General features: G+C 70.3%; 12 protein-coding genes. All 12 read right to left on the reverse strand.

Annotation, left to right across the window (positions count from 1 at the left end; genetic code table 11):
* Positions 1–60: 60 nt before the first annotated feature.
* From ACGFWI_RS16155 to ACGFWI_RS16210, 12 genes are read right to left on the reverse strand one after another with little or no spacing between them, the layout of a single operon-like run.
* Complete coding sequence (locus ACGFWI_RS16155; RefSeq protein ID WP_393906575.1) at positions 61–1203, reverse strand: hypothetical protein; 1143 nt, start codon at positions 1201–1203, stop codon at positions 61–63.
* Positions 1196–1576, reverse strand: coding sequence for a hypothetical protein (locus tag ACGFWI_RS16160; RefSeq protein WP_393906576.1), 381 nt, complete (start codon positions 1574–1576; stop codon positions 1196–1198). Before ACGFWI_RS16160 ends, ACGFWI_RS16155 begins: the two co-directional genes overlap by 8 nt.
* A 3-nt stretch (positions 1577–1579) precedes the next feature.
* Positions 1580–2239: a hypothetical protein gene (locus tag ACGFWI_RS16165; protein ID WP_393906577.1), complete on the reverse strand. Its 660-nt coding sequence runs from the start codon at positions 2237–2239 to the stop codon at positions 1580–1582.
* Positions 2236–2928, reverse strand: a complete 693-nt coding sequence (locus ACGFWI_RS16170; RefSeq protein ID WP_393906578.1) for a hypothetical protein — start codon at positions 2926–2928, stop codon at positions 2236–2238. The genes ACGFWI_RS16165 and ACGFWI_RS16170 overlap by 4 nt, the downstream gene beginning before the upstream one ends.
* A gap of 14 nt (positions 2929–2942) precedes the next feature.
* Positions 2943–9968 carry a DUF4157 domain-containing protein gene (locus ACGFWI_RS16175; protein WP_393906579.1) on the reverse strand — a complete coding sequence of 2342 codons (7026 nt, stop codon included), beginning with the start codon at positions 9966–9968 and terminating at the stop codon, positions 2943–2945.
* On the reverse strand, positions 9965–10330 hold the full coding sequence (locus tag ACGFWI_RS16180) for a hypothetical protein (protein ID WP_393906580.1): 366 nt from the start codon (positions 10328–10330) through the stop codon (positions 9965–9967). Before ACGFWI_RS16180 ends, ACGFWI_RS16175 begins: the two co-directional genes overlap by 4 nt.
* The gene (locus ACGFWI_RS16185) at positions 10321–12369 is read right to left on the reverse strand and encodes an ATP-binding protein (RefSeq protein WP_393906581.1); all 2049 of its coding nucleotides are present in this window, start codon (positions 12367–12369) and stop codon (positions 10321–10323) included. The genes ACGFWI_RS16180 and ACGFWI_RS16185 overlap by 10 nt, the downstream gene beginning before the upstream one ends.
* A 33-nt stretch (positions 12370–12402) precedes the next feature.
* Positions 12403–13605: a DUF4255 domain-containing protein gene (locus ACGFWI_RS16190; RefSeq protein ID WP_393906582.1), complete on the reverse strand. Its 1203-nt coding sequence runs from the start codon at positions 13603–13605 to the stop codon at positions 12403–12405.
* A gap of 52 nt (positions 13606–13657) precedes the next feature.
* Positions 13658–14434, reverse strand: a complete 777-nt coding sequence (locus ACGFWI_RS16195) for a hypothetical protein (RefSeq protein ID WP_393906583.1) — start codon at positions 14432–14434, stop codon at positions 13658–13660.
* Positions 14427–15179, reverse strand: coding sequence for a hypothetical protein (locus ACGFWI_RS16200; RefSeq protein ID WP_393906584.1), 753 nt, complete (start codon positions 15177–15179; stop codon positions 14427–14429). Before ACGFWI_RS16200 ends, ACGFWI_RS16195 begins: the two co-directional genes overlap by 8 nt.
* A 20-nt stretch (positions 15180–15199) precedes the next feature.
* Positions 15200–15724 carry a phage tail protein gene (locus tag ACGFWI_RS16205; RefSeq protein WP_128512438.1) on the reverse strand — a complete coding sequence of 175 codons (525 nt, stop codon included), beginning with the start codon at positions 15722–15724 and terminating at the stop codon, positions 15200–15202.
* A 30-nt stretch (positions 15725–15754) separates the two neighbouring features.
* A complete protein-coding gene (locus tag ACGFWI_RS16210) occupies positions 15755–17656 on the reverse strand; it encodes a phage tail sheath family protein (RefSeq protein ID WP_393906585.1) in 1902 nt (633 codons plus the stop codon).
* Positions 17657–17660: the final 4 nt, after the last annotated feature.

A 17660-nucleotide genomic window follows, 5' to 3' on the forward strand; every position in this document is an offset into this window, starting at 1 on the left:
CTCTCCACGTCTCCTGGATCTCGTGCGTGCTGTTAGGGGGCGAACCGCGGCTGTATGTCGCTACGGTCGTACGGTGCCGCTACGGGCGATCAGTCCTTCCCGCGACAGGGTGAAGTTCTGCTGGTAGGAACCCGGCCTCAGATTGGTCGTCACACTCTTCACGTAGTAATCGCCGTCATAGGTGACCCCGGCGCCGCGCACCCCGACCAACTCCCGTGCCCGCAGCACATATCCATGCCGGTTGACGTCCAGCTGCCCGGACCCGGAGATCGCGTCGGCCGACATGGCGGCCCGCCCGAGGGCCTCCGCCTTGGCCAGCGCCTCATCCTTCTTCGCCGTCCCCGACAGCGTCCGCCGCTTGAGTGCCGGCGAACCGCGCAATCCGAGGGGCGGCCGCAGCGGACTGATGTCGGGCTGTGCGAGCAGCGGAGCCTGCCGCGTCACCGGATCCTGGACCCGGGCCTGCGGCTCCTCGCGCGCGGTCCCGTCATAGGCGAACGTCATCTGGTCCACGGTCGAGTGGACGTCCATGTTCACGTTCAGCGCATGCTGCCGTTGGCCCAGCCGCTGCTCCGGGCCCCAGAAAGCGGTCGACCGCCCGGGAACCGGCCCCGGGTCCAGATAAAAGGTGTACCCATTGGCACTGGCCAGTTCATTCACATACTGCAGATCGGTTCCGGTCTGGTAGTCGACCCTCAGCTGCTCCCGCGGTGGCTGCGGCACCTGCTCCCGAATGATCCGGGCATCGATCCCGTAATCCGCGTACTTTCCCAGAATCCGCTCCACCCGCTGCGAGGGCGCGAGATTCGGATACCGGTCCGTCCGCTCCTCCAGGTCCATGAGAAGCGTGAGATCCTCCCCGGTCACCGTCAGAGTGGTCTGCCCCGGCTGATTGCTGGCCCCCACCTCCTGCCGCACGATCAACCCGTCCAGCAGCACGAACGGCGTCCCCTTGACCGACACGGCCAGAATCACCCGCGTCTTGGGGTCGAAGAACCCCTCGGGCAGCAGCCGCTGAATGATCGCCCCCTTCTTCGTCAGATCGAAGGCGATCTGGAAACCGCTGCGCTCCCCCGCCGTACTCGTGATCTGCGCCGAAAGCAGCGCCTCCGTCACTTCCTGCGGAACCAGCCGCGCCGACTTGGGCCCCATGTACAAGGACACATGGATGGGCCCGCTCCCCACCGGCTGGTCCTCACCCATTCCGCACCCCTGGCCCACCCGTCCCACCGGGGAACCCACCCGGCAACGGCACCGCTACCCGCTCACCGGGCTCATCGGTCAACTCCCGCGGATCCAGCACCGGATTGGCATCGGCAATCCGCCACCACTGGCCCGGATCCCCGAAATACCGCTGCCCCAGCTGATCCGCCCGCTCCCCGCTGCTGACCGTATGGGGCACGGTCTCCTCGGCCGCTTCATCGAGCGGCGGCAGCAACCGCCGCTTCGCATACCGCACCCCGGTACCGTCCGGCGCCCGGTGCACCCCGATCTCGACCGCGTGGTACCGACTGCTCCGCGGATACGGATGCGCTCCCGGTACGTCGTCCAACGCCCGCTCATACGGCTCGATCACGCCTCAGATCCCCCTCCCGAGCCCCAACTGAGCAAAACTCCCCGCCCGTGCCTTGCGCGCCAACTGCTCCTTCTGCGCAAGGTGCGCGAGGTACAACTCGGCCCCCCGGTGCCCGGCGGGCAGATCACTCACCGTCAGCACCTTCATCCCGATCCCGAGCGAGGCCCGTATCGGATTCAGATTCACATCGAAAGCCGACTCATTGACGGACAACTCCGTGAGCCGCACGGGCATGACCCGCTTACTGCCCCAGGTGAAGAGCGTCAGCGGTGTCTCGATCGGACTGATCTCGATCGTGCCCTTCTTACTGAGGTGCGAGGCGGCCCGTAGCTGTGCCGTCGTCGGCTGCACCAGCATCTCCAGCACGGCCAGTTCCGGATGAATCCCGTCCGGCGCCGCCACATCGAGCTGATCGGTGGCGTCGATCTCCGCGGTGAACTTCCAGGTCTCCTGCGCGGGCCCTTTGAGCCGCAGGGCCTCGTTACGGTCTCCACCGCTATCCCCGCCCCCGCCTTCCCCTCCGGCGGATTGCGGCGTAACGGAGCGTTCGAGCGTGTCCGGGTTGAACTGGAGGACGATGATGCGCTGGGGGGTTCCGCGCTCGGGGTCCACGATGACAAGACCGGACCGGATGGGTTTGGGGATGTCGGCGTAACGGGTCACAGCCTTTCCTCCAGACGTCGACGCAGGGGCTCGTACTCGTAGTCGGGGAAGAGCGTCGGGAACACCTCGAGCATGTTCCGCATGTCGTCCGCGATGCCGCCGAAACCGCTGTCCCCGAGGTCTACGTCGGCGTACAAGTACTGCCAGCCGTGCGTCCCCTTAGTGATGAGAAGTGCATCGAGGTACTCGGCGTAGTCGATGTCCAGTCTGAATGCCCCGTCAGAACTGTCGTAGTGCCAGATCTCCGGGGAGATTGCGTCATTGGTGCCGTCCTGGACGCGGAGTGCGACGAGCGTCCCCGCTCCCGTCCTCGGGTGATCGTCGAATATGCGGAACTCCGAGTAGAGAGTGCGCTGAGCCTCACTGCAGTCTTCGTGGATCAAGCTGTCCCCGGTTGCGAACATGGCGGCAGACAGGTGCCGGAGTGAGAACTCGCCATTCAGGGACGTGTTGCCCTTCGCCATGTGCCAGTGACATGAGACCCCGTCGAAGCGAAGGAATGCGCGCTGTAGCTCTGGCGAGAGATCAATGCCGTGCCATTCTGAAATGAGGGCGAAAGCCTCTGGCGCCTCTCCTACGGTTTCCTCGATGTTCCCCCTCTCTTCGAAGTGCACGTCGACCTCTTCAGCTTCCTGGAGTTCATCCAGGATTTTGAGGTACCTGAGCTCTTGTGCAGTGAAACGCGCCATGATCCCTCGGTGTGCTAGGTGAAACGAATATCGGCTTTCTTGTCGATCACTGCCTTGAGTTCGTGCTCGAAGTTCCTGAGTTTCCTCGGTGAAGTGGCGGCAAGGTCCCTCTTGTACTTCTTCATCCGCACGATCAGTTGATATATATCGCGATACGGTGACTGATCCCGCACGGCCTTCGCGAACGCAAGGCTGACGCCGAATTCGTCCCTGATGGATTTTGGCCCTTTTCCGTTGATGTCGAACTTGGAGTCCAGGGCGTTCGGGCGCTCAATATTGTCACGCGTATAGTGGTTTTTGGCCGGCTGCTTCCGCCAGGTATTTCCCGCCGGCTTGTACTGTCCCCATGCCATGGAGATCTTCTTGGGGAAGTACTCATCAGGGCCCGTGTAGTAGCTGACGTCGTAGTTGTACCAGATCATGCGCACCTTGGGGTCATTTGTTATCGCCTTGTAGGCGGGGAGTTCTACGCGGTACGCAAATCTGCTGTTGACTGCCGTGCCTGGCGCGGGAACGAGATTTGAGCCCGTGGCTTTTCCGCCGAACTTCTCCGTGAAGAGGTGCATACGAACCCATGCGGTTTCATTTCTCAGGTTACTGGGAACAAGGTCCCAGCCGAGCGGGATTTTATTGTTCTTGCCGGGCTTCTCCCCCTTGTGGTTCTTGATGGTTTTATTGATGCCGGTTGCCTGAAATCCTGCGCCGCGCACGCCGTCGGTGTACGGCGGGAGAACCATCGGGAGAAGCGGCGGATCATTCGGATCGATATCACGGACTTCCAGTATTCTGGAAAGCCTGGTAAGTGCGATACGCAGGGCCGTGTACGCGGCCTCGCCGCTTCTCGCCGTCGTACCCCTGGCCGGCAGCCGCTTCTGCAGGTTGTCCACCTGAACGTGTTCGGCCCTTGCGGCGCGGACGGCGCCCTGCTGGTTGGACCGGCGTTGGGGGTCGTCCCGGATCTCGTCAGCCTCCCCCTCCCAGTCCTCGAGGTACTTGAGGATCGGGTCGGTCTGGCTGCGCACCACCAAGTCGGCACCGGGGCCCTGCCCCCGGTACATCAACGTGTGCACCTCCCCGTCCCTGTTGCGGAAGCGCACCCTCGGCATGTCGTGGTCGCGGGTGGGCTCCTGCCGTCGGTCCTTCTCCTGCCGCCTGTTCCGCCTCCGCTCATGACGACGCCGCAGCCGATCGCGCTGCCGCCTCCACCGGTCCCGCAGGCGATGGGCGCGGTTGTTGAGCTTGTGGCCCAGCTTGCGGCCCTTGCCGAAGAGGCGGCGGGCGGCGCGGCGGGCCCTGGACAGGGCGGACTTGATGGTCTGGCGGGCGCGGCGGAGTTTGCGGCGGGTGCGGGACTCGGGCTTGCGGGGCGGGCGTTTCTTGGTGCTGACCTTCTTCTTGCCGTCCTTGTCCCGGGTGCGGTCCTTGTGGTGGCCCTTGTCGTCGTGCTTCTTGTTGAGGTCAGGCTTCCTGGGGTCCTTCTTGTGGAGCGGGTCCTTGGTCCTGTCCTGGTCCCGCTTCTGGTCGGGGCGCTTCTTGCGGAGGGTGTCGCGGGCCGGGCCGCGGCGCTTGCCGGCGGCGGGCTTGTCGTCGTCGCGGCGCTGCTTGCGCTTGGCGTCGCGCAGGCGGCGGCGGGCGTCGTTGACCTCGCGGCCGTCGTCGCGCCGCTCGTGCTCGTCGGGCTTCTTCTTGTGCTTGGGCTGGGGCTGGTGCTCCGGGCGGGGCTTCTTCTCGGGAGAGGGGTGTTTCGTGGGGCGGGGGCCCTCTTCCGGGCGGGAGGTCTTGTCGGGGGAAGGCTTGCGCGGGGCCGGACGCTGGTTGGGCTTGTCGGCGGGGCCGGGCTTGTCGGCCGTCGGGCCGGGCTTGTCGGCGTGGCCGGGACGGCCCGCGGGGCCGGGGGTGTTGGTGTGGCCGGGGCTGTCGGGGTGTCCGGGCCGGCTGTTCTGGCCGGGCGAGCCCGAGTCGCCGGGCTCGCCGTGCCCGCCGGGCCGCCGCTTGCCGCGAATGTTCTTGAGCATCTCGCCGAGCTTGCTGGTGACCTTGCCCATGTACTTGTTGAGGCCGTCGATCAGAGCCTGGTAGATCAGCTCCAGGAGGGCGACGACACCGGCCGCGACCGCCTTGGCGAAGGGCCGGGCGCCGTTTCCGCTCTTGACGGCCTTCAGGAAGTCCATGAAGAGGCCGAAGGCGGCCAGGATTTCGCTGAGCGTGTCCCATGCGGTCTTCAGGGCATCGATGATCGCCATGACCCAGCCGGCCCCGGGGATCAGCTTGGCGACGACCTTTTCGATGACCAATTCACCGATGATCATGGGGAGTTGGGGGACGGCGGCGTCCCACGCCATCTTGCCCATTTCTTCGACGCTGACGTTCCCGGAGATCAACGCCTGGAAGTCCTCCGGCGAAAGGCCGGTGATTTCCTGGACCTTGTTGTTGAACCACTCCTTGACCGCCGACTTGACCTCGTCGAAGAGGTAGTCCCTGGCACCCGAGTGCGCCGCCGAACCGGCCTTGCTGATCCAGCCGCCGGGGTCGGAGACGATGTCGGTGAAGATGGCGGCCCATTCACCGAGCCCGGCGACGACGGCTTGCCCGAACTCCACCGCCGAGACGGTGACGCTCTCCGCGACATCGACGGCCGCCAGCAGCCCGCTCTCCATGATGTCCAGGCCGGCGAGGAGCGCTCCGCCCAGCCCGTCGATGAGCTTGCCCGCCACTTCCTTGAGCGCGTCCGCGGCCTCGTTGACCTTCCGCACGGCGTAGTCGCGGCCGGCGTTGATGGTGTTGCGCCACTTGTCGCGCATCGCCGGGTAGTCGGCGAGCATTTCGTCGCCGAACGCGATCAGCGCGTCGGCGAAGTCATTGATCTGCTTGACGACCCAGTTGCGTGCGTCGTCGATGAGCTGGAAGACCTCTTTCTTGAACTTGTCGATGAGGTCGGTGACGGCCTTCCGGGCCCGCTCGAAGAACTTCTTGATCTCGTTCTTGAGGTTCTCCCACCACTGCTTGAGCTGATCGAGGAACCCGCCGTCCCCCTTCTCGGCCTCCTTCTTCTTGTCGTCCTTCTTCTGCTCCGCGCCCTTCTGCGCGTTCGCATGCTCGTTGTCGATCTTGTTGTTGTCGTCCTCGGTGCGCTTGTCCGCCTTGTCGTCCGTCTCCTTCTGCTTGTCGTCGACGTCCTTGCGGACCTTGTCGTACTTCTTGCCCTTCTTGTCGTCGATCTCCGTGACCTTGTCGTCCTGCTCCTTGCGCCACTTGTCGCGGGCATCGGAGATCTGGTCGCGGCCCTTCTCGCGCTCGCCGGCCTGCTTCTTGGTGCCGGCGTCGACCTCGCGCTGCACGTCCTGGTCGTGCTTCTGCTTGTCCGCCTTGGCCTTGTCGTCCTTGGCCCCGCGCTCCTTCGCCATCCGCTGGTGGCCCCGGGCGAAGCCCGCCTGGATCTGCGGGCCGCGGTCGTGCTCGGCCACGGCGGACGCGGACTCGACCGGCACGCCGCCGCCGGCCCCCTTGGCCGCCCCGCCGCCCTTCTGCCGGACCTGCTTCCCGCCGCCGCGCACCTTGGCGGTCAACGTCTCCTGGGGGGCGTCCGGGTAGATCTGGTCCTCGCCCATGGGCTTGGCCGCGTCCTCGCGGCCGGACCGGTGCAGTTCGTCCTTGCGCTCGTCGAGCTTCTGCCCCTGCTCGTCGGTGCGTTGCGGATCGGAGTCGTCCTGGAGCGGCAGTCCCGGGGCGTTGCCCACCCGGTTGCCCTTCATACCGTCGTCCGTGGTCTCGATGCCCATGACCGAGTCGATCAGGTCGTCGAAGGGGAAGATCTTCTTGAGCAGCGCGCCGCCGATGGTCAGGAGAATGTCCCACCAGCTCGGCTCCGGCACATCGGCGCCGGGCGCCTCTCCCTCCGGCCGCTGCTCGCCGGTGATCTCGTCCGTCTTGCCCTTGGCCGCGTCGGTGCGGGCGACCTTGTCGTGGGTGTACGCCCCCGGGGCGGCGGGGGTCGGGCCGCCCGGCACCGTACGGGGCGAGCCGATGGGGCGCGCCATCTTCGGCGGCCCCTTGTGCAGCGCCGTGCGCTCCTTGCCGACCGAGTTGCCCACGGCCCCGTCGACGCCCTTGAAGGTCTCCAGCATCTGGTACGGCTTGAGCTTCGACACCGTGGCCAGCCCGGCCTCGGGCGTGCTCTTGGAGACATCGGGCGTCGGGGCGTCCTTCTTGGGCTTCGCCGGGCCGGACGCGGCACGGGCACCGCCGCCGCCCCGCGCGGGGGCCGCGGCCGTACGGCCACCGCCACCGCCGCCTCCGCCACGCCGGACGGTCCTGGCCGCCTGCTTGGCCGCCTGACGCTGCCGGGGTGCGGCCCCGGCCTTCGGCCGTACGGCCGGCCGGCCCGGCGCCGGCTTCGCGGAGGGTTCCGGCTTGGGGGCGCCGCCCTTGGCCACCGTGGCGGCCATGGGGACGGCCGCCCCCTTGCCTGGTGACAGCGTGGGCGCGGCCGAGGGCCCGGTGCCGGGTGCCTGGTCCGGGCCGGCCTCCGGGCCCGGCACGGTCGCGGGCCCCTTCCCCTCGGTCACCTCCCTGTTCCGGGCGCCGTCCTTGGTTTCGGTGGCGCCCGCCGGCTCCGCGGCGTCCTTGCCGTCGGTCGCGTCCTTCGACGTGGTGGCGTCCATCGACGCCGCGTCGTCCGGGGACTTTCCGCTGCCGCCCGAGGCCGTGCCGCCCGCTGCCCTGCTCTCGTCCTTGCCGGCTGCGGTGCCGGCGGCGGAACCGGACGCCGAGCCGCCTTCCGTACCGGACGCGGTGGCGGAGCCCGAACCCGATCCGGTGCCGGACCTCTCACCGGAACCGGTGGACGGCTTCGGGCCCGTGTCCGCGGAGCCCTCCGAGCTCTTCCCCTCGCCGGAGCCCGCACCCGAACCCGCACCCGAACCCGAACCCGATTCGGAGTCCGCCGTGTTCGACGCCGAGGACGAACCGGCTGCCTGTTTGCGGGCGTCCTCGTCGGCCTTCGACAGCTGCCCCGAGGCGGCTGTGTCGCCACCGGATCCGGACGCCGATCCACCGCTGCCTTCGGAGGCGGTACGAGCCGCGTCGTCCCGCCGCTTCGCCGCGGCGTCCTGCGTACGCTCCTCGGCCTGCTCCCGTTCGAGCTCGGCGTCGTCCGGGTCCACCGAGTCCGAGCCCGAATCTCCGGACTCCGCACCGACCTTGTCGTCCGCCTGCTCGTCCGGCTCCGGCCCGATCTCCTGCTCGATGGACTTGTCGGTCTGGAGATCCTGGCCGATCCGGTCGTCGGACTCCTGCTCCTCCTCGGAAGAGCGCGCACCCCCACCGCTGCCGGATCCACCCTCCGCCTCTCGCAGGGCAGCCGTCGGATCCTCGGTGGCGGGCGAGTCGATCACGCCCGGAGCGCCGTGACCGTCCCCCTCACGGTCGCCGGAGTCCTTCCGGTTCTCCCGCCGCGCGGCCGACGGGGCCGAGCCGTTGAGCTCGCCATCGGACGGAGAATCCGCGGCGTCGGCATCGGCGTCCGCATCGTCCTCGTCGCCCTCCGGCTCCAGTTCCCCGTCCGCGTCCCCGTCCTCCTCCGCCTTCTCCTCGTCGTCCTCGTCGAGGTCCGCCGACTCCTCCTCAAGCCCCAACGGCTCGTCGTCGGCGTCCTCTTCGTTCTCCAGATCCCCTGAGCCGGGCTGCCCGTCGCGGTCCCCGCCCTTCCGGTCCTTTTCGCCGGGCTCGGCGGCGCTCTTGTCCACGGCCTCCGGACCGGTACCGCCCTCGACGGCATCCTCCGCACCCTCCCCGCCGGCGCTCTGCCCTTCCTGCTCGCCGGCCTGCTCCTCCGACTGCTCCGGCGAGTCCTCCCCCTGGCCACCGGCAGCGCTCTCGTTGTCCTGCCGCGCGGCCTGCCCGGTAGCCGCCTTGTCGTCCTCCTTGGCCTGGGCCTGCTCCCCCTGCCGAGCGCCGGCCGCTTCCTTGGCCTGTGCCGCCGACTGCCCGGACGCCGCCGTCCCGCCCGCCGCGGCAGACGCCTTCGCCGCGCCCCCGGCCGTCTGCCGCCCGTCCCGCTCCGGACCGCCGTCGCCGGCGGGATCCGCGTCCTTGCGCTGCTGTGCCCGCTTCCGGCGGCCGTCGCTCTCCTTCTCGTCCGCCTTGCGCTTGTCGCGGGCGGCGGCGGCTTCCTGCGCCCGCTCCTGCCCGAGGACCTCGGCCTCGTCGGGGACGGCTTCGGGAGCCGTGGCCGACGCCGGCGGCAACGGCCCCTCCGCCACCTCCTCGACCAGGTCCAGCAGCCGGTCGAGTTCGGGGGTGGACAGCCGTATCTCCAGGCGGTCCAGCACGCTCTCCTGCACCTGCGGCGCCATCCGCGCCAGCTGCAGACGTACCCGCCCCGAGCGGTCCTCGGGGTCACCGCGCAGCGACCGCAGGACACCGTTGGTCAGGCGGTCCACCAGCGTCGCCGGGTCCACCTTCTCCATACGGGAGCGATCGGCGTCGACCGTCGCGTACCGCAGCCAGCCGGGAGTCGCCTGCCCCGGCCCGACCTCCGCCGCCGGCTCCTCCTCGCGTACGGAATCCCGCAGCGCGCCCAGCACCGACGCCTGCGCCGCCGACTCCGCCTCCCGCTCGACCGACTCCTGCGGCAGGCTGACCGAGCCCAGGTCGCGGCCGGCCCGCAACGCGCCCAGGCCGTGCGGATTCTGGACGGTGTGCAGCAGCTCGTGGGCCAGCAGCCGCTGCCCGTCCGCCGTGCCCGGCCGGTAGGTGCCCGCGCGGAAGAAGATGTCCTGGCCGACGGCGAACGCGTCCGCACCCATCATCTCCGCCAGCTGCCCGGAGTCCCGGTCGGTGTGCAGCCGGACCTGGCTGAAGTCGTGGCCGAGCTGCTCCTCCAGTTCGCGGCGGACGCCCGGGTCGAGGGGCTGGCCGGCGCCGCTGACGATGTCTTTCGGCTCCGGGGTGCGGGACTTGGCGGACCGCTCCTTGCGCTTGCGGCGCTTGTCGTCGGCGGCCGACCGGGTGTCCTGCGTCGAGGACCGTGCCGTACTCATTGCGCATCCCCCCGTCCCGCGAGTCCCGCGTGCACCGCGCGCGCCAGCGCCTCGCCCAGCCGTACGGGAGAGGCGGTCGCCGGTAGGGGCGGCAGCCCGGCCAGGCCGTCCAGCGCCACGCCCGTCCCGTCCGCTGCCAGCGGTACCCCGCGCTCGTGTACGAGCCGGGCCAACTCGTGCCGGAAGGCCTCCGATACGCGGTCCGGATCGATGCGGGCGTCGAAGCCCGACAGCACCAGTTCGCCGATGTCGATACGGAAGGAAGGCTGAGCGGACCGTGGCGTCGGCGCGGGCTGCCCGGCCGTCGCGGACCCGGGCACGGCATCCCGCGCGGGGCCCCTGACCTCGTGCTTCAGATCCATCCGTGGACCTCCGACGGCGTCAAGGAGCGTTCCAGCTTCAGGTATTCGGTGCGTGCCGCGGCGAGCATGTGGCGCATGTGCAGGCGGTCGCCTTCGTCCGCGGCGAGGAAGGCTCCGGAGAGGGCGATGTTGCGGATCGAGCCGCCCGCGACCGTGAGCTGGGCGAGAAGGACCGGGTCGATGTCCTTCATGGGGGCCTGGGCAGGCAGCACCCGCCGCCAGATCTCCGCCCGCTCCTTCTCACCGGGGAACGGGAAGTCCACGACGAAGCGAATACGGCGCAGGAAGGCGGAGTCCAGCGCCTTCTTCATGTTGGTGGTGAGGATCGCCAGACCGCGGTACGCCTCCATGCGCATCAGGAGGTAGCTGACCTCCAGATTGGCGTAGCGGTCGTGGCTGTCCTTGACCTCGCTGCGCTTGCCGAACAGCGCGTCCGCCTCGTCGAACAGCAACAGCGCGCCGCCGCGTTCGGCCGCGTCGAAGACCTTGCTGAGGTTCTTCTCGGTCTCGCCGATGTATTTGCTGACGACCTGGGAGAGATCGATGATGAACAGGTCGAGGCCCAGTTCCTTGGCCATGACCTCGGCGGCCAGGGTCTTGCCGGTTCCGGAGCCGCCCGCGAAGAGGGCCGTCACGCCGAGGCCGCTGCGCAGTGCCTCGGCGAAGCCCCAGTCCTGGTAGACGGTGCTGCGCCGGCGTACGTGGGCGACGACCTCCTGGAGGATGCGCAGCTGGCGGTCGGCGAGGACCAGGTCGTCCCAGCCGGCGCGTGGTGCGATCCGCCGGCCCAGCTCGTCCAGGCCCATCCGGGCCTCGGTGAGGCCGGCCTGCCAGGCGAGTGCGACGGCGTCCGGGGTGCCGGAGCCGGACAGATCGCGGCGTACGGCGGCGGCGGCCGACCGTACGACGTGCGGCGGGAGCTGGAACTGGGCCACCAGGGACTGGAGATGACGCTTCGTCATCTCGGGGACGCCGGCGAAGGCGTCCACCCACAGGCCGAGCTGCTCCTCGTCGGAGAGCTTCGGTACGGTGACCCGCTCGCCGCGCGGCTGCCCGGTCTGCCGTGGATCCGGGCCGGAGACGATCAGGGGCACGGCCGCGCCCGCGACGAAGGCGTCGGCGGCGGCGTGCTGAGCGCGGTCCATCTCGCCGACCTCGACCAGAAGCGCGGCCGGCAGCAGGATCGCCTCGCGTTGCCACAGGCGGGCCAGGCGGTCCCGCTCGGCGGCGTCGGCCGGTACGTCATCGGCCGCCATGGAGTAGAGGCCGAGTCCCGAGCGGCGGGCGGCGGTGGCGGCGATGTCGGCGCGGGTGCGGAGGTCGCCGCCGACCAGCTCGACACGGAGCGGAGCGTCGGGGCCGGCGCCTGCCCAGCCCGCCGCGACCCGGTCCGCGGCCGCGTCGTACGAGGGCGGCAGGCTGCCGGGCGCGGTGGTACGGCGCAGCAGCCCGTGCAGTTTGGCGTCCAGGTACGGCGAGCCGACCAGGAAGTGCAGGATGCGTTCGTCCAGGCGGAGCCGGGTGGTGGTCAGGCGGGTCTCGTCGTCCAGCTCGATCAGGCGCCAGCGGCGGAGCGGTGCGACGGGGGTGAGTGCGCTCCAGTGCGGGTCGGTGAGTGCGGCCAGTGCCAGCGAGAACGTCGGGAAGGCACGGCTCGGGTCGCTGCACGCGGCGGCGCAGCGGGGCCCGGTCGTCGGGTCCAGTTCGGCCGCGGCGGCGAGCAGGACGATCTCCCGCTCGAATGTGCTCAGGCCGAAGCACGAGGCCAGGACGTCGAGGGTGGCGTGGGCCGGGAGCGGGCCGTCGGGGGAGGGGAGGCCGTCTGCCTCGGCGGTGGCTGGCGGGGCGGGGGGCGCGGTCTTGCCGGAGGGTGCGCCGGTGTCGGGGGCTTCCCCGCCACCGCCACCCGCCGTGGTCCGGTGGGCGCGCGCGGCGTGGAGGTCCAGGCGCGCCAGCACGGACCGGATGCCGGCAGTCAGCGCGGCGCCGTCCGCCTCGACGGGTGCCGCGTCCGGCCCGGTGCCGCGGTCGCTGCCCATGTCCTTCTCCGCCCCCGTTCCGCGCACCGCGCCTCAGCTCTCCGTGCCGTCGTCCGTACGGTTCGGCTCGTCCGTACGGCCTGGCTCGTCGGTACGAGCTGGCTCGTCGGTACGGCCCGGCTCGTCCGTACGGCGTGTCGCGCGGCGCGAGCCGCCCCGGTCGCCGTCGCGCCCGCCGTCCCCCGCGGCCTCCTTGGTCGTCCTGCGGGTACGCGAACGGGCCGGCGTACCGGATGACTTGGCGCCCGTACCGGACGACGTGCCGCTCCCACGCCCGGCCGTCGCGCCGCCCGCCGCCTTCTTCGCCGCCCGCGCCCCGCCGCCGGACGCGGCCTTGGTGACGGTGGCCCGGACGTTGGTGGTGGCGCCGACATGCGTGGTCGGCTTCTCCTCGGCGGTGCGCGCATCGGCGGTCTTCGTGCCGGTGGTCGTGCTGCCGGTGGTCGTCGTGTCACGGGCGGACTTGGCGTGCGCGGCACCGGCTCCCGCACCGGCTCCCGCACCGGCTCCGGCACCTGCACCGGTCGCCTTCGCGGACCTGGTGCCGGCACGCTTCGCCGGCTCGGCCTCGGCCGGCCCGGCGGCTTCCGTGCGCTCCCCGGTCAGCGGCCGTTCCGGTGCCCCCGGCGCCCCGAACGGCAGCGCCGTGACCTCCGGCCGCTGCACCGGCTTCGCCGGCTTCGGCTTCTCGTGGCCGTCCAGCAGCACCAGCGACGCCTGGTACACGACCGACAGCGAGTACGGCGTGTTGTTGAGCATCCCCCAGAGCTTGGAGGTCTCGTCGACGTCCATCTGCGTCGGTGTGAAGCGGACCTGCTGCAGGGACTCGGCGAGATCGCTGCCCTCCAGATAGGGACGCTGCGCGGCCTCCTCGATCAACTCCTTCGGCAGCACCGGTATTTCGTGCAGGGTGCGCACCACGCTGCCGATCAGCCGCTGCCCGACCAGCTCGGTCTCCTCGCCGTATGCACTGATCATGAAGTGCAGATCGATCGCGGCGGCCGGCCGTTTCAGCAGGGTTCCGTCGGAGGCGCGGGTGACCAGGTCGCTGTTGCGCATCGAGGGGTTGTGGGTGACCTGGTAGAGGAAGACCGTGATCGTCGGGTCCGGCGGCGGGTCCGACGGCGGCTTACGGGTCTCCACCGAGACGGCCATATCGATCTCGGGGTGCAGATTGTGCTCGATCAGCAGTGCCAGGGCCTGGGTGACCGTCGCGACGGCGAGTGCGTTGCTCATGAAGTCCGTCCCTGCGAAGTCGGCCCGGGCCAGGTCGTGGGGTGCCTCACCGTCAGTTCGTCCTCTCCCCGCGCGCCAGATAGTCCGCGAGGCTCAGCGAGGGCGCGTGGCGCTCCGAACGCGCCGGCCGCCCGCCTGCCGCGGGTCGTTCCGTACCGGCCGCGCTCACTTCGAGACGGCCGATCTGTACGTGCACCACCCGCTCGGCACTGCGCTGCCCGCGTCGCCCGGCAGGGGCGGTCCGGGCCGCGCCGCGAGCCACCGGCAGCCCGTCGGTACGCGGCCGGAGCATCGAGACCGCGGCGAGGGGCGCGGCGTCGAGACCGGGGAGGACGAGTGTGGAGGCCGTCGGCCGTGCGGTATCCGCTTCGCCGGCCGGGCGCCGTGTCCTGGGCTGCGGGCGGATGACGTCCGCAGTGGAGGGCCGCGGCCCGGGGGCGAGGGGTGCGGTGGGCCGCAACAGCGCATGCTCGGGCCGTAGTTGTCGCTCGGGTTCCGCGGCCTCTTGTAGCGGCGACTCGGTCCGCAGCACGGTCTGTCGCTCGGTGGTCCTGATCTCCCGCTCGTAGCGGATCCGTTCCCCCTCGGACGCGAACGGCCGCGGCGCCTCGGGATACAGCGGCGCCGGTCCGTCCGGCTCGGCGGGCACACCGCGCAGCGCCTCGACGCGCTCGAACGGCCCCGGGAGCCGGGGCTGTACGAGGGCGCGCCGGGGCCCTTCCGTACGCGCGCCGGACCCGCCCGCACGGCCACCGGACGGGCCCGCGGGCGGGGCGCCCGGAGGCACCGGCGCATACCGCGTCAGCAGCCGGTCGAAGTAGTCAGGCATCGGCGCACAGCTCCAGGTAGTAGCGGCGGCGCAGCGGACTCAGCGCCAGGATCTGGGGCTCGCTCCAGCCGTAGGCCGAGGCGAGCAGATGGATGTCCAGGAGCACATCGCGTGCCCAGGCGTCCAGTTCGGTCCACAGGTACGCGGCGATGTCCAGCTCCGCCGGGGTGGCCGCGCCGCACTCCGGGCAGGCGATGTTCAGCGTCACCTCGGCCGCCGGATCCGCCTGCTCGGCCGCTTCGGCGAACCGCTTGAGCACCGGCTCGGGCAGCGCGGCCGGCTCCTCGTCGGTCGTCGCCCGGCCCGCCAGCAGCGCCGAGAGCGCACAGCGGGCGCCCAGCAGCCGCCGGGCGTCCTCCGCATCGGCGGCCAGGGACGCGACCGCGGCGAGGTCGGCGGGGCTGGGCAGCCGGAAGTGCACCACCCAGTCGCCCTCCGCCACCCGCAGACCGCCCTCGGGCAGCTGCGGCCGGGCACCCAGCTCCGCGGCATCGAGGTCGAACTCCATCGCCTCGCCGCAGTCCGGGTCCGTGCAGTCGATCGTGACCTGCATCCGCTCGCCGAACAGCGCCCGGCGCAGCGCGAAGAGGTCGGCGGCCCGCTCCCCGAGCGGCACCGACAGCAGGGTGTCGGTGCCGTCCCGGGGACGGGCGGCCCGGTGCAGCAGGAGGGCCCGGTCGCCGCTCTGCCGGGCCAGCCCGGCCTCCCAGGTGGCCAGCAGCTCAGCGGGTCCGGTGACTGCCATTGCTCACCTCGTCCCGCCGTTCAGGCCGGATGGGTGAACGACGGTTCTTCCGGCTCCGGCACCTCGTAGTCCCGCTCCCAGCCCTCGCACTCCAGCTTCAGGCTCTGGATGGCGACGGCGTTGGCGTTGGCGTCCATCTCACCCAGGACCTGGTACTCGCTCGGCCAGGAGCGGTAGATCTTGTGTGAGACGGCGACCTGCCCGGCCTCGTTGAGGACCTGGATGACGAGGTCCTTGCGGAAGTCGGCCAGCGAGACCTCGGAGCCGAGGCCGGCGCCGACCTGCCAGACCTTGTTGGCCCAGCGGTCGAACTCCGGGTCGTGGGTGACGCCGCGCTCCAGCGTGATCCCCTCGAACTCGGAGCGGCCCGGGGACTTGCGCGGGGAGCTGGGGTCGCCGCCGTGCCGGTGCTTGACGACCTCGGTGGTGCGCTTCAGCGGGCTGATCTTGCTGATGCCCGCGACCGTACGACCGTCCCACAGGACCAGGAACTTGAAGTTCTTGTACGGGTCGAAGCGATGGGCGTTGATCTGGAACTCAGCCATCGGATTCCTTCACGTCTCCTTTCCTGTCCGTCACCGGAGGTCGAACTGCCCGGCCATCTGCTGGATCTTGACGACCACGAACTCCGCCGGCCTGACCGGCGCGATGCCGACGACGACGTTGACGATGCCGCGCTCGATGTCCTCGTCGGTCGTGGTGTCCTTGTCGCACTTGACGAAGTACGCCTGGCGCGGGGTGCCGCCCTGGAACGCGCCCTTCTCGAAGAGCGTGTGCAGATACGCCGAGGCATTGAGCCGGATCTGCTGCCACAGCTGCTCGGTGTTGGGCTCGAAGACCACCCACTGGAGGCCACGCAGCAGGCTCTCCTCGACATGCAGGGCCAGCCGTCGCACCGGCACGTACTTCCACTCGCTGTCGAGCGCGTCAGCGCCCTCCAGGGTGCGCGCGCCCCAGACCAGCGGGCCGACCATCGGGAAGGTGCGCAGACAGTTGATGCCCAGGGGGTTGAGCAGCCCGTTCTCGCGGTCCGTCAGTTTGACGGCGAGCGAGTGAACTCCCGCCAGCCGGGCCTCCGTTCCGGCCGGCGCCTTCCAGACACCGCGCTCGCTGTCCGTACGGGCGATGACGCCCGCGACGGCGCCGGACGGTGGGAAGGAGCGCAGCCGCCCGGTGAGCGGGTCGGTGAGCTGGAGGTGCGGGAAGTAGAGGCCGGAGTGGTTGTCGCGGACCGGCTCGAAGGCGGCGATACCGGCACGGGCGGCGTCCACACCGCTCCAGGCGGCGGGCGCGTCGACGAGCAGGAAGATCCGCCGCTCCTGGCACAGCCGCCCGGCCGCCGAGAGCACCGTGACCATGTCCTCGGTGGACCCGTACGACGCCAGCTCGGGCAGGGCGAGCAGATTGACGTCATGGACATCGCGCAGCGCCTGCAGTCCGCTCTTGCGGGCCTCGCTGCCGATGAGGTCGCGCGGTCCGGGCGCCTCGCCGTCCTCGCCGCCGCACAGCGGGAAGACCGGCGGGTTGACGGAGGCCTCCAGGCCCAGGTCATTGGCGCATTCGCCGAGGAAGCGGACGGTGTCGTCGGGGTCGATGGAGCCGGCGACGACCTGGATGCGGCGGCCGAACGCGGTGACCTCGGCGCCCGCGAAGGCGTGCTTGCCCGGGGCGTCCGGCAGCGCGCGCAGCTTGTGCTCCAGCAGCAGCGCCAGCTCGGTGACGGTGCACGGCGCCTCGCCGTCGCAGTCCGGGTCGTAGAGCGTGAACTCGCGCTCGACCTCGTCGATCTTCACGGTCAACTCGACGTTCAGATCGGGGAGTTCGTGGTGGAAGGCCTTGGAGACGGTGCCGGACGGGTCCGGGCGGTCCTCCCCGACGGTCTTGACGCGGATCAGTGAGGAGCCGGCGTTGATCACCGTCTCGGCGTAGTGGCCGTGGCCGGGGTCCATGGACAGGCCGGAGAAGGACTCGCGGGCGGTGCCGTGGGCGTCGAGGACCTGGAGGTTGAAGGTCTCGTCCGATGGAGAGGGGTGGCGCGAAGCGCCCCCTGCCGAGGTGCTGGCCCGGCGACGGGCGGGCGTGTCGTGGTCGACGGCGACCCGGAGGCCGGAACCCCATACGCCCGGTTCCTTGGCGTGCACCTCGAGCACCGGGCACTGACTGTGGCCCTCGGTGGACTCCAGGGTGACGTGGGCTTCCTTGCCGCTGCCGGCCTTGGCGACCCGGACGATCACCGCGACGGTGCCGCCATTGCCGAAGAACTGATGGACGGCGTACGCGACCGCGCTCTGCGAGGTCAGACCACCGAAGCGGCGCTCGAAGTCGGCGAAGCTGGTGATCCGCACCGGCTGGTTGAGCGGGCCGCGCCGGGTGTGGCCGACGAATGCGGTCACGGAGGTGGTGACGGTGGTGATGCTGCGGATGCTGCTGGGAAGCTCTTCGACATAGACGCCGGGATAGGTCGTATGTGTCGGCATTCCC

It is taken from the genome of Streptomyces sp. NPDC048434 (assembly GCF_043200375.1).
Taxonomy (GTDB): Bacteria; Actinomycetota; Actinomycetes; order Streptomycetales; family Streptomycetaceae; genus Streptomyces.

Excerpts from the sequence above, each read along its gene's own strand:
- ACGFWI_RS16190 (WP_393906582.1), bottom strand. The coding sequence starts at position 13,605 with ATGAGCAACGCACTCGCCGTCGCGACGGTCACCCAGGCCCTGGCACTG.
- ACGFWI_RS16200 (WP_393906584.1), bottom strand. The coding sequence starts at position 15,179 with ATGGCAGTCACCGGACCCGCTGAGCTGCTGGCCACCTGGGAGGCCGGG.
- ACGFWI_RS16185 (WP_393906581.1), bottom strand. The coding sequence starts at position 12,369 with ATGGGCAGCGACCGCGGCACCGGGCCGGACGCGGCACCCGTCGAGGCG.
- ACGFWI_RS16210 (WP_393906585.1), bottom strand. The coding sequence starts at position 17,656 with ATGCCGACACATACGACCTATCCCGGCGTCTATGTCGAAGAGCTTCCC.
- ACGFWI_RS16180 (WP_393906580.1), bottom strand. The coding sequence starts at position 10,330 with ATGGATCTGAAGCACGAGGTCAGGGGCCCCGCGCGGGATGCCGTGCCC.
- ACGFWI_RS16205 (WP_128512438.1), bottom strand. The coding sequence starts at position 15,724 with ATGGCTGAGTTCCAGATCAACGCCCATCGCTTCGACCCGTACAAGAAC.
- ACGFWI_RS16195 (WP_393906583.1), bottom strand. The coding sequence starts at position 14,434 with ATGCCTGACTACTTCGACCGGCTGCTGACGCGGTATGCGCCGGTGCCT.
- ACGFWI_RS16155 (WP_393906575.1), bottom strand. The coding sequence starts at position 1,203 with ATGGGTGAGGACCAGCCGGTGGGGAGCGGGCCCATCCATGTGTCCTTG.
- ACGFWI_RS16170 (WP_393906578.1), bottom strand. The coding sequence starts at position 2,928 with ATGGCGCGTTTCACTGCACAAGAGCTCAGGTACCTCAAAATCCTGGAT.
- ACGFWI_RS16175 (WP_393906579.1), bottom strand. The coding sequence starts at position 9,968 with ATGAGTACGGCACGGTCCTCGACGCAGGACACCCGGTCGGCCGCCGAC.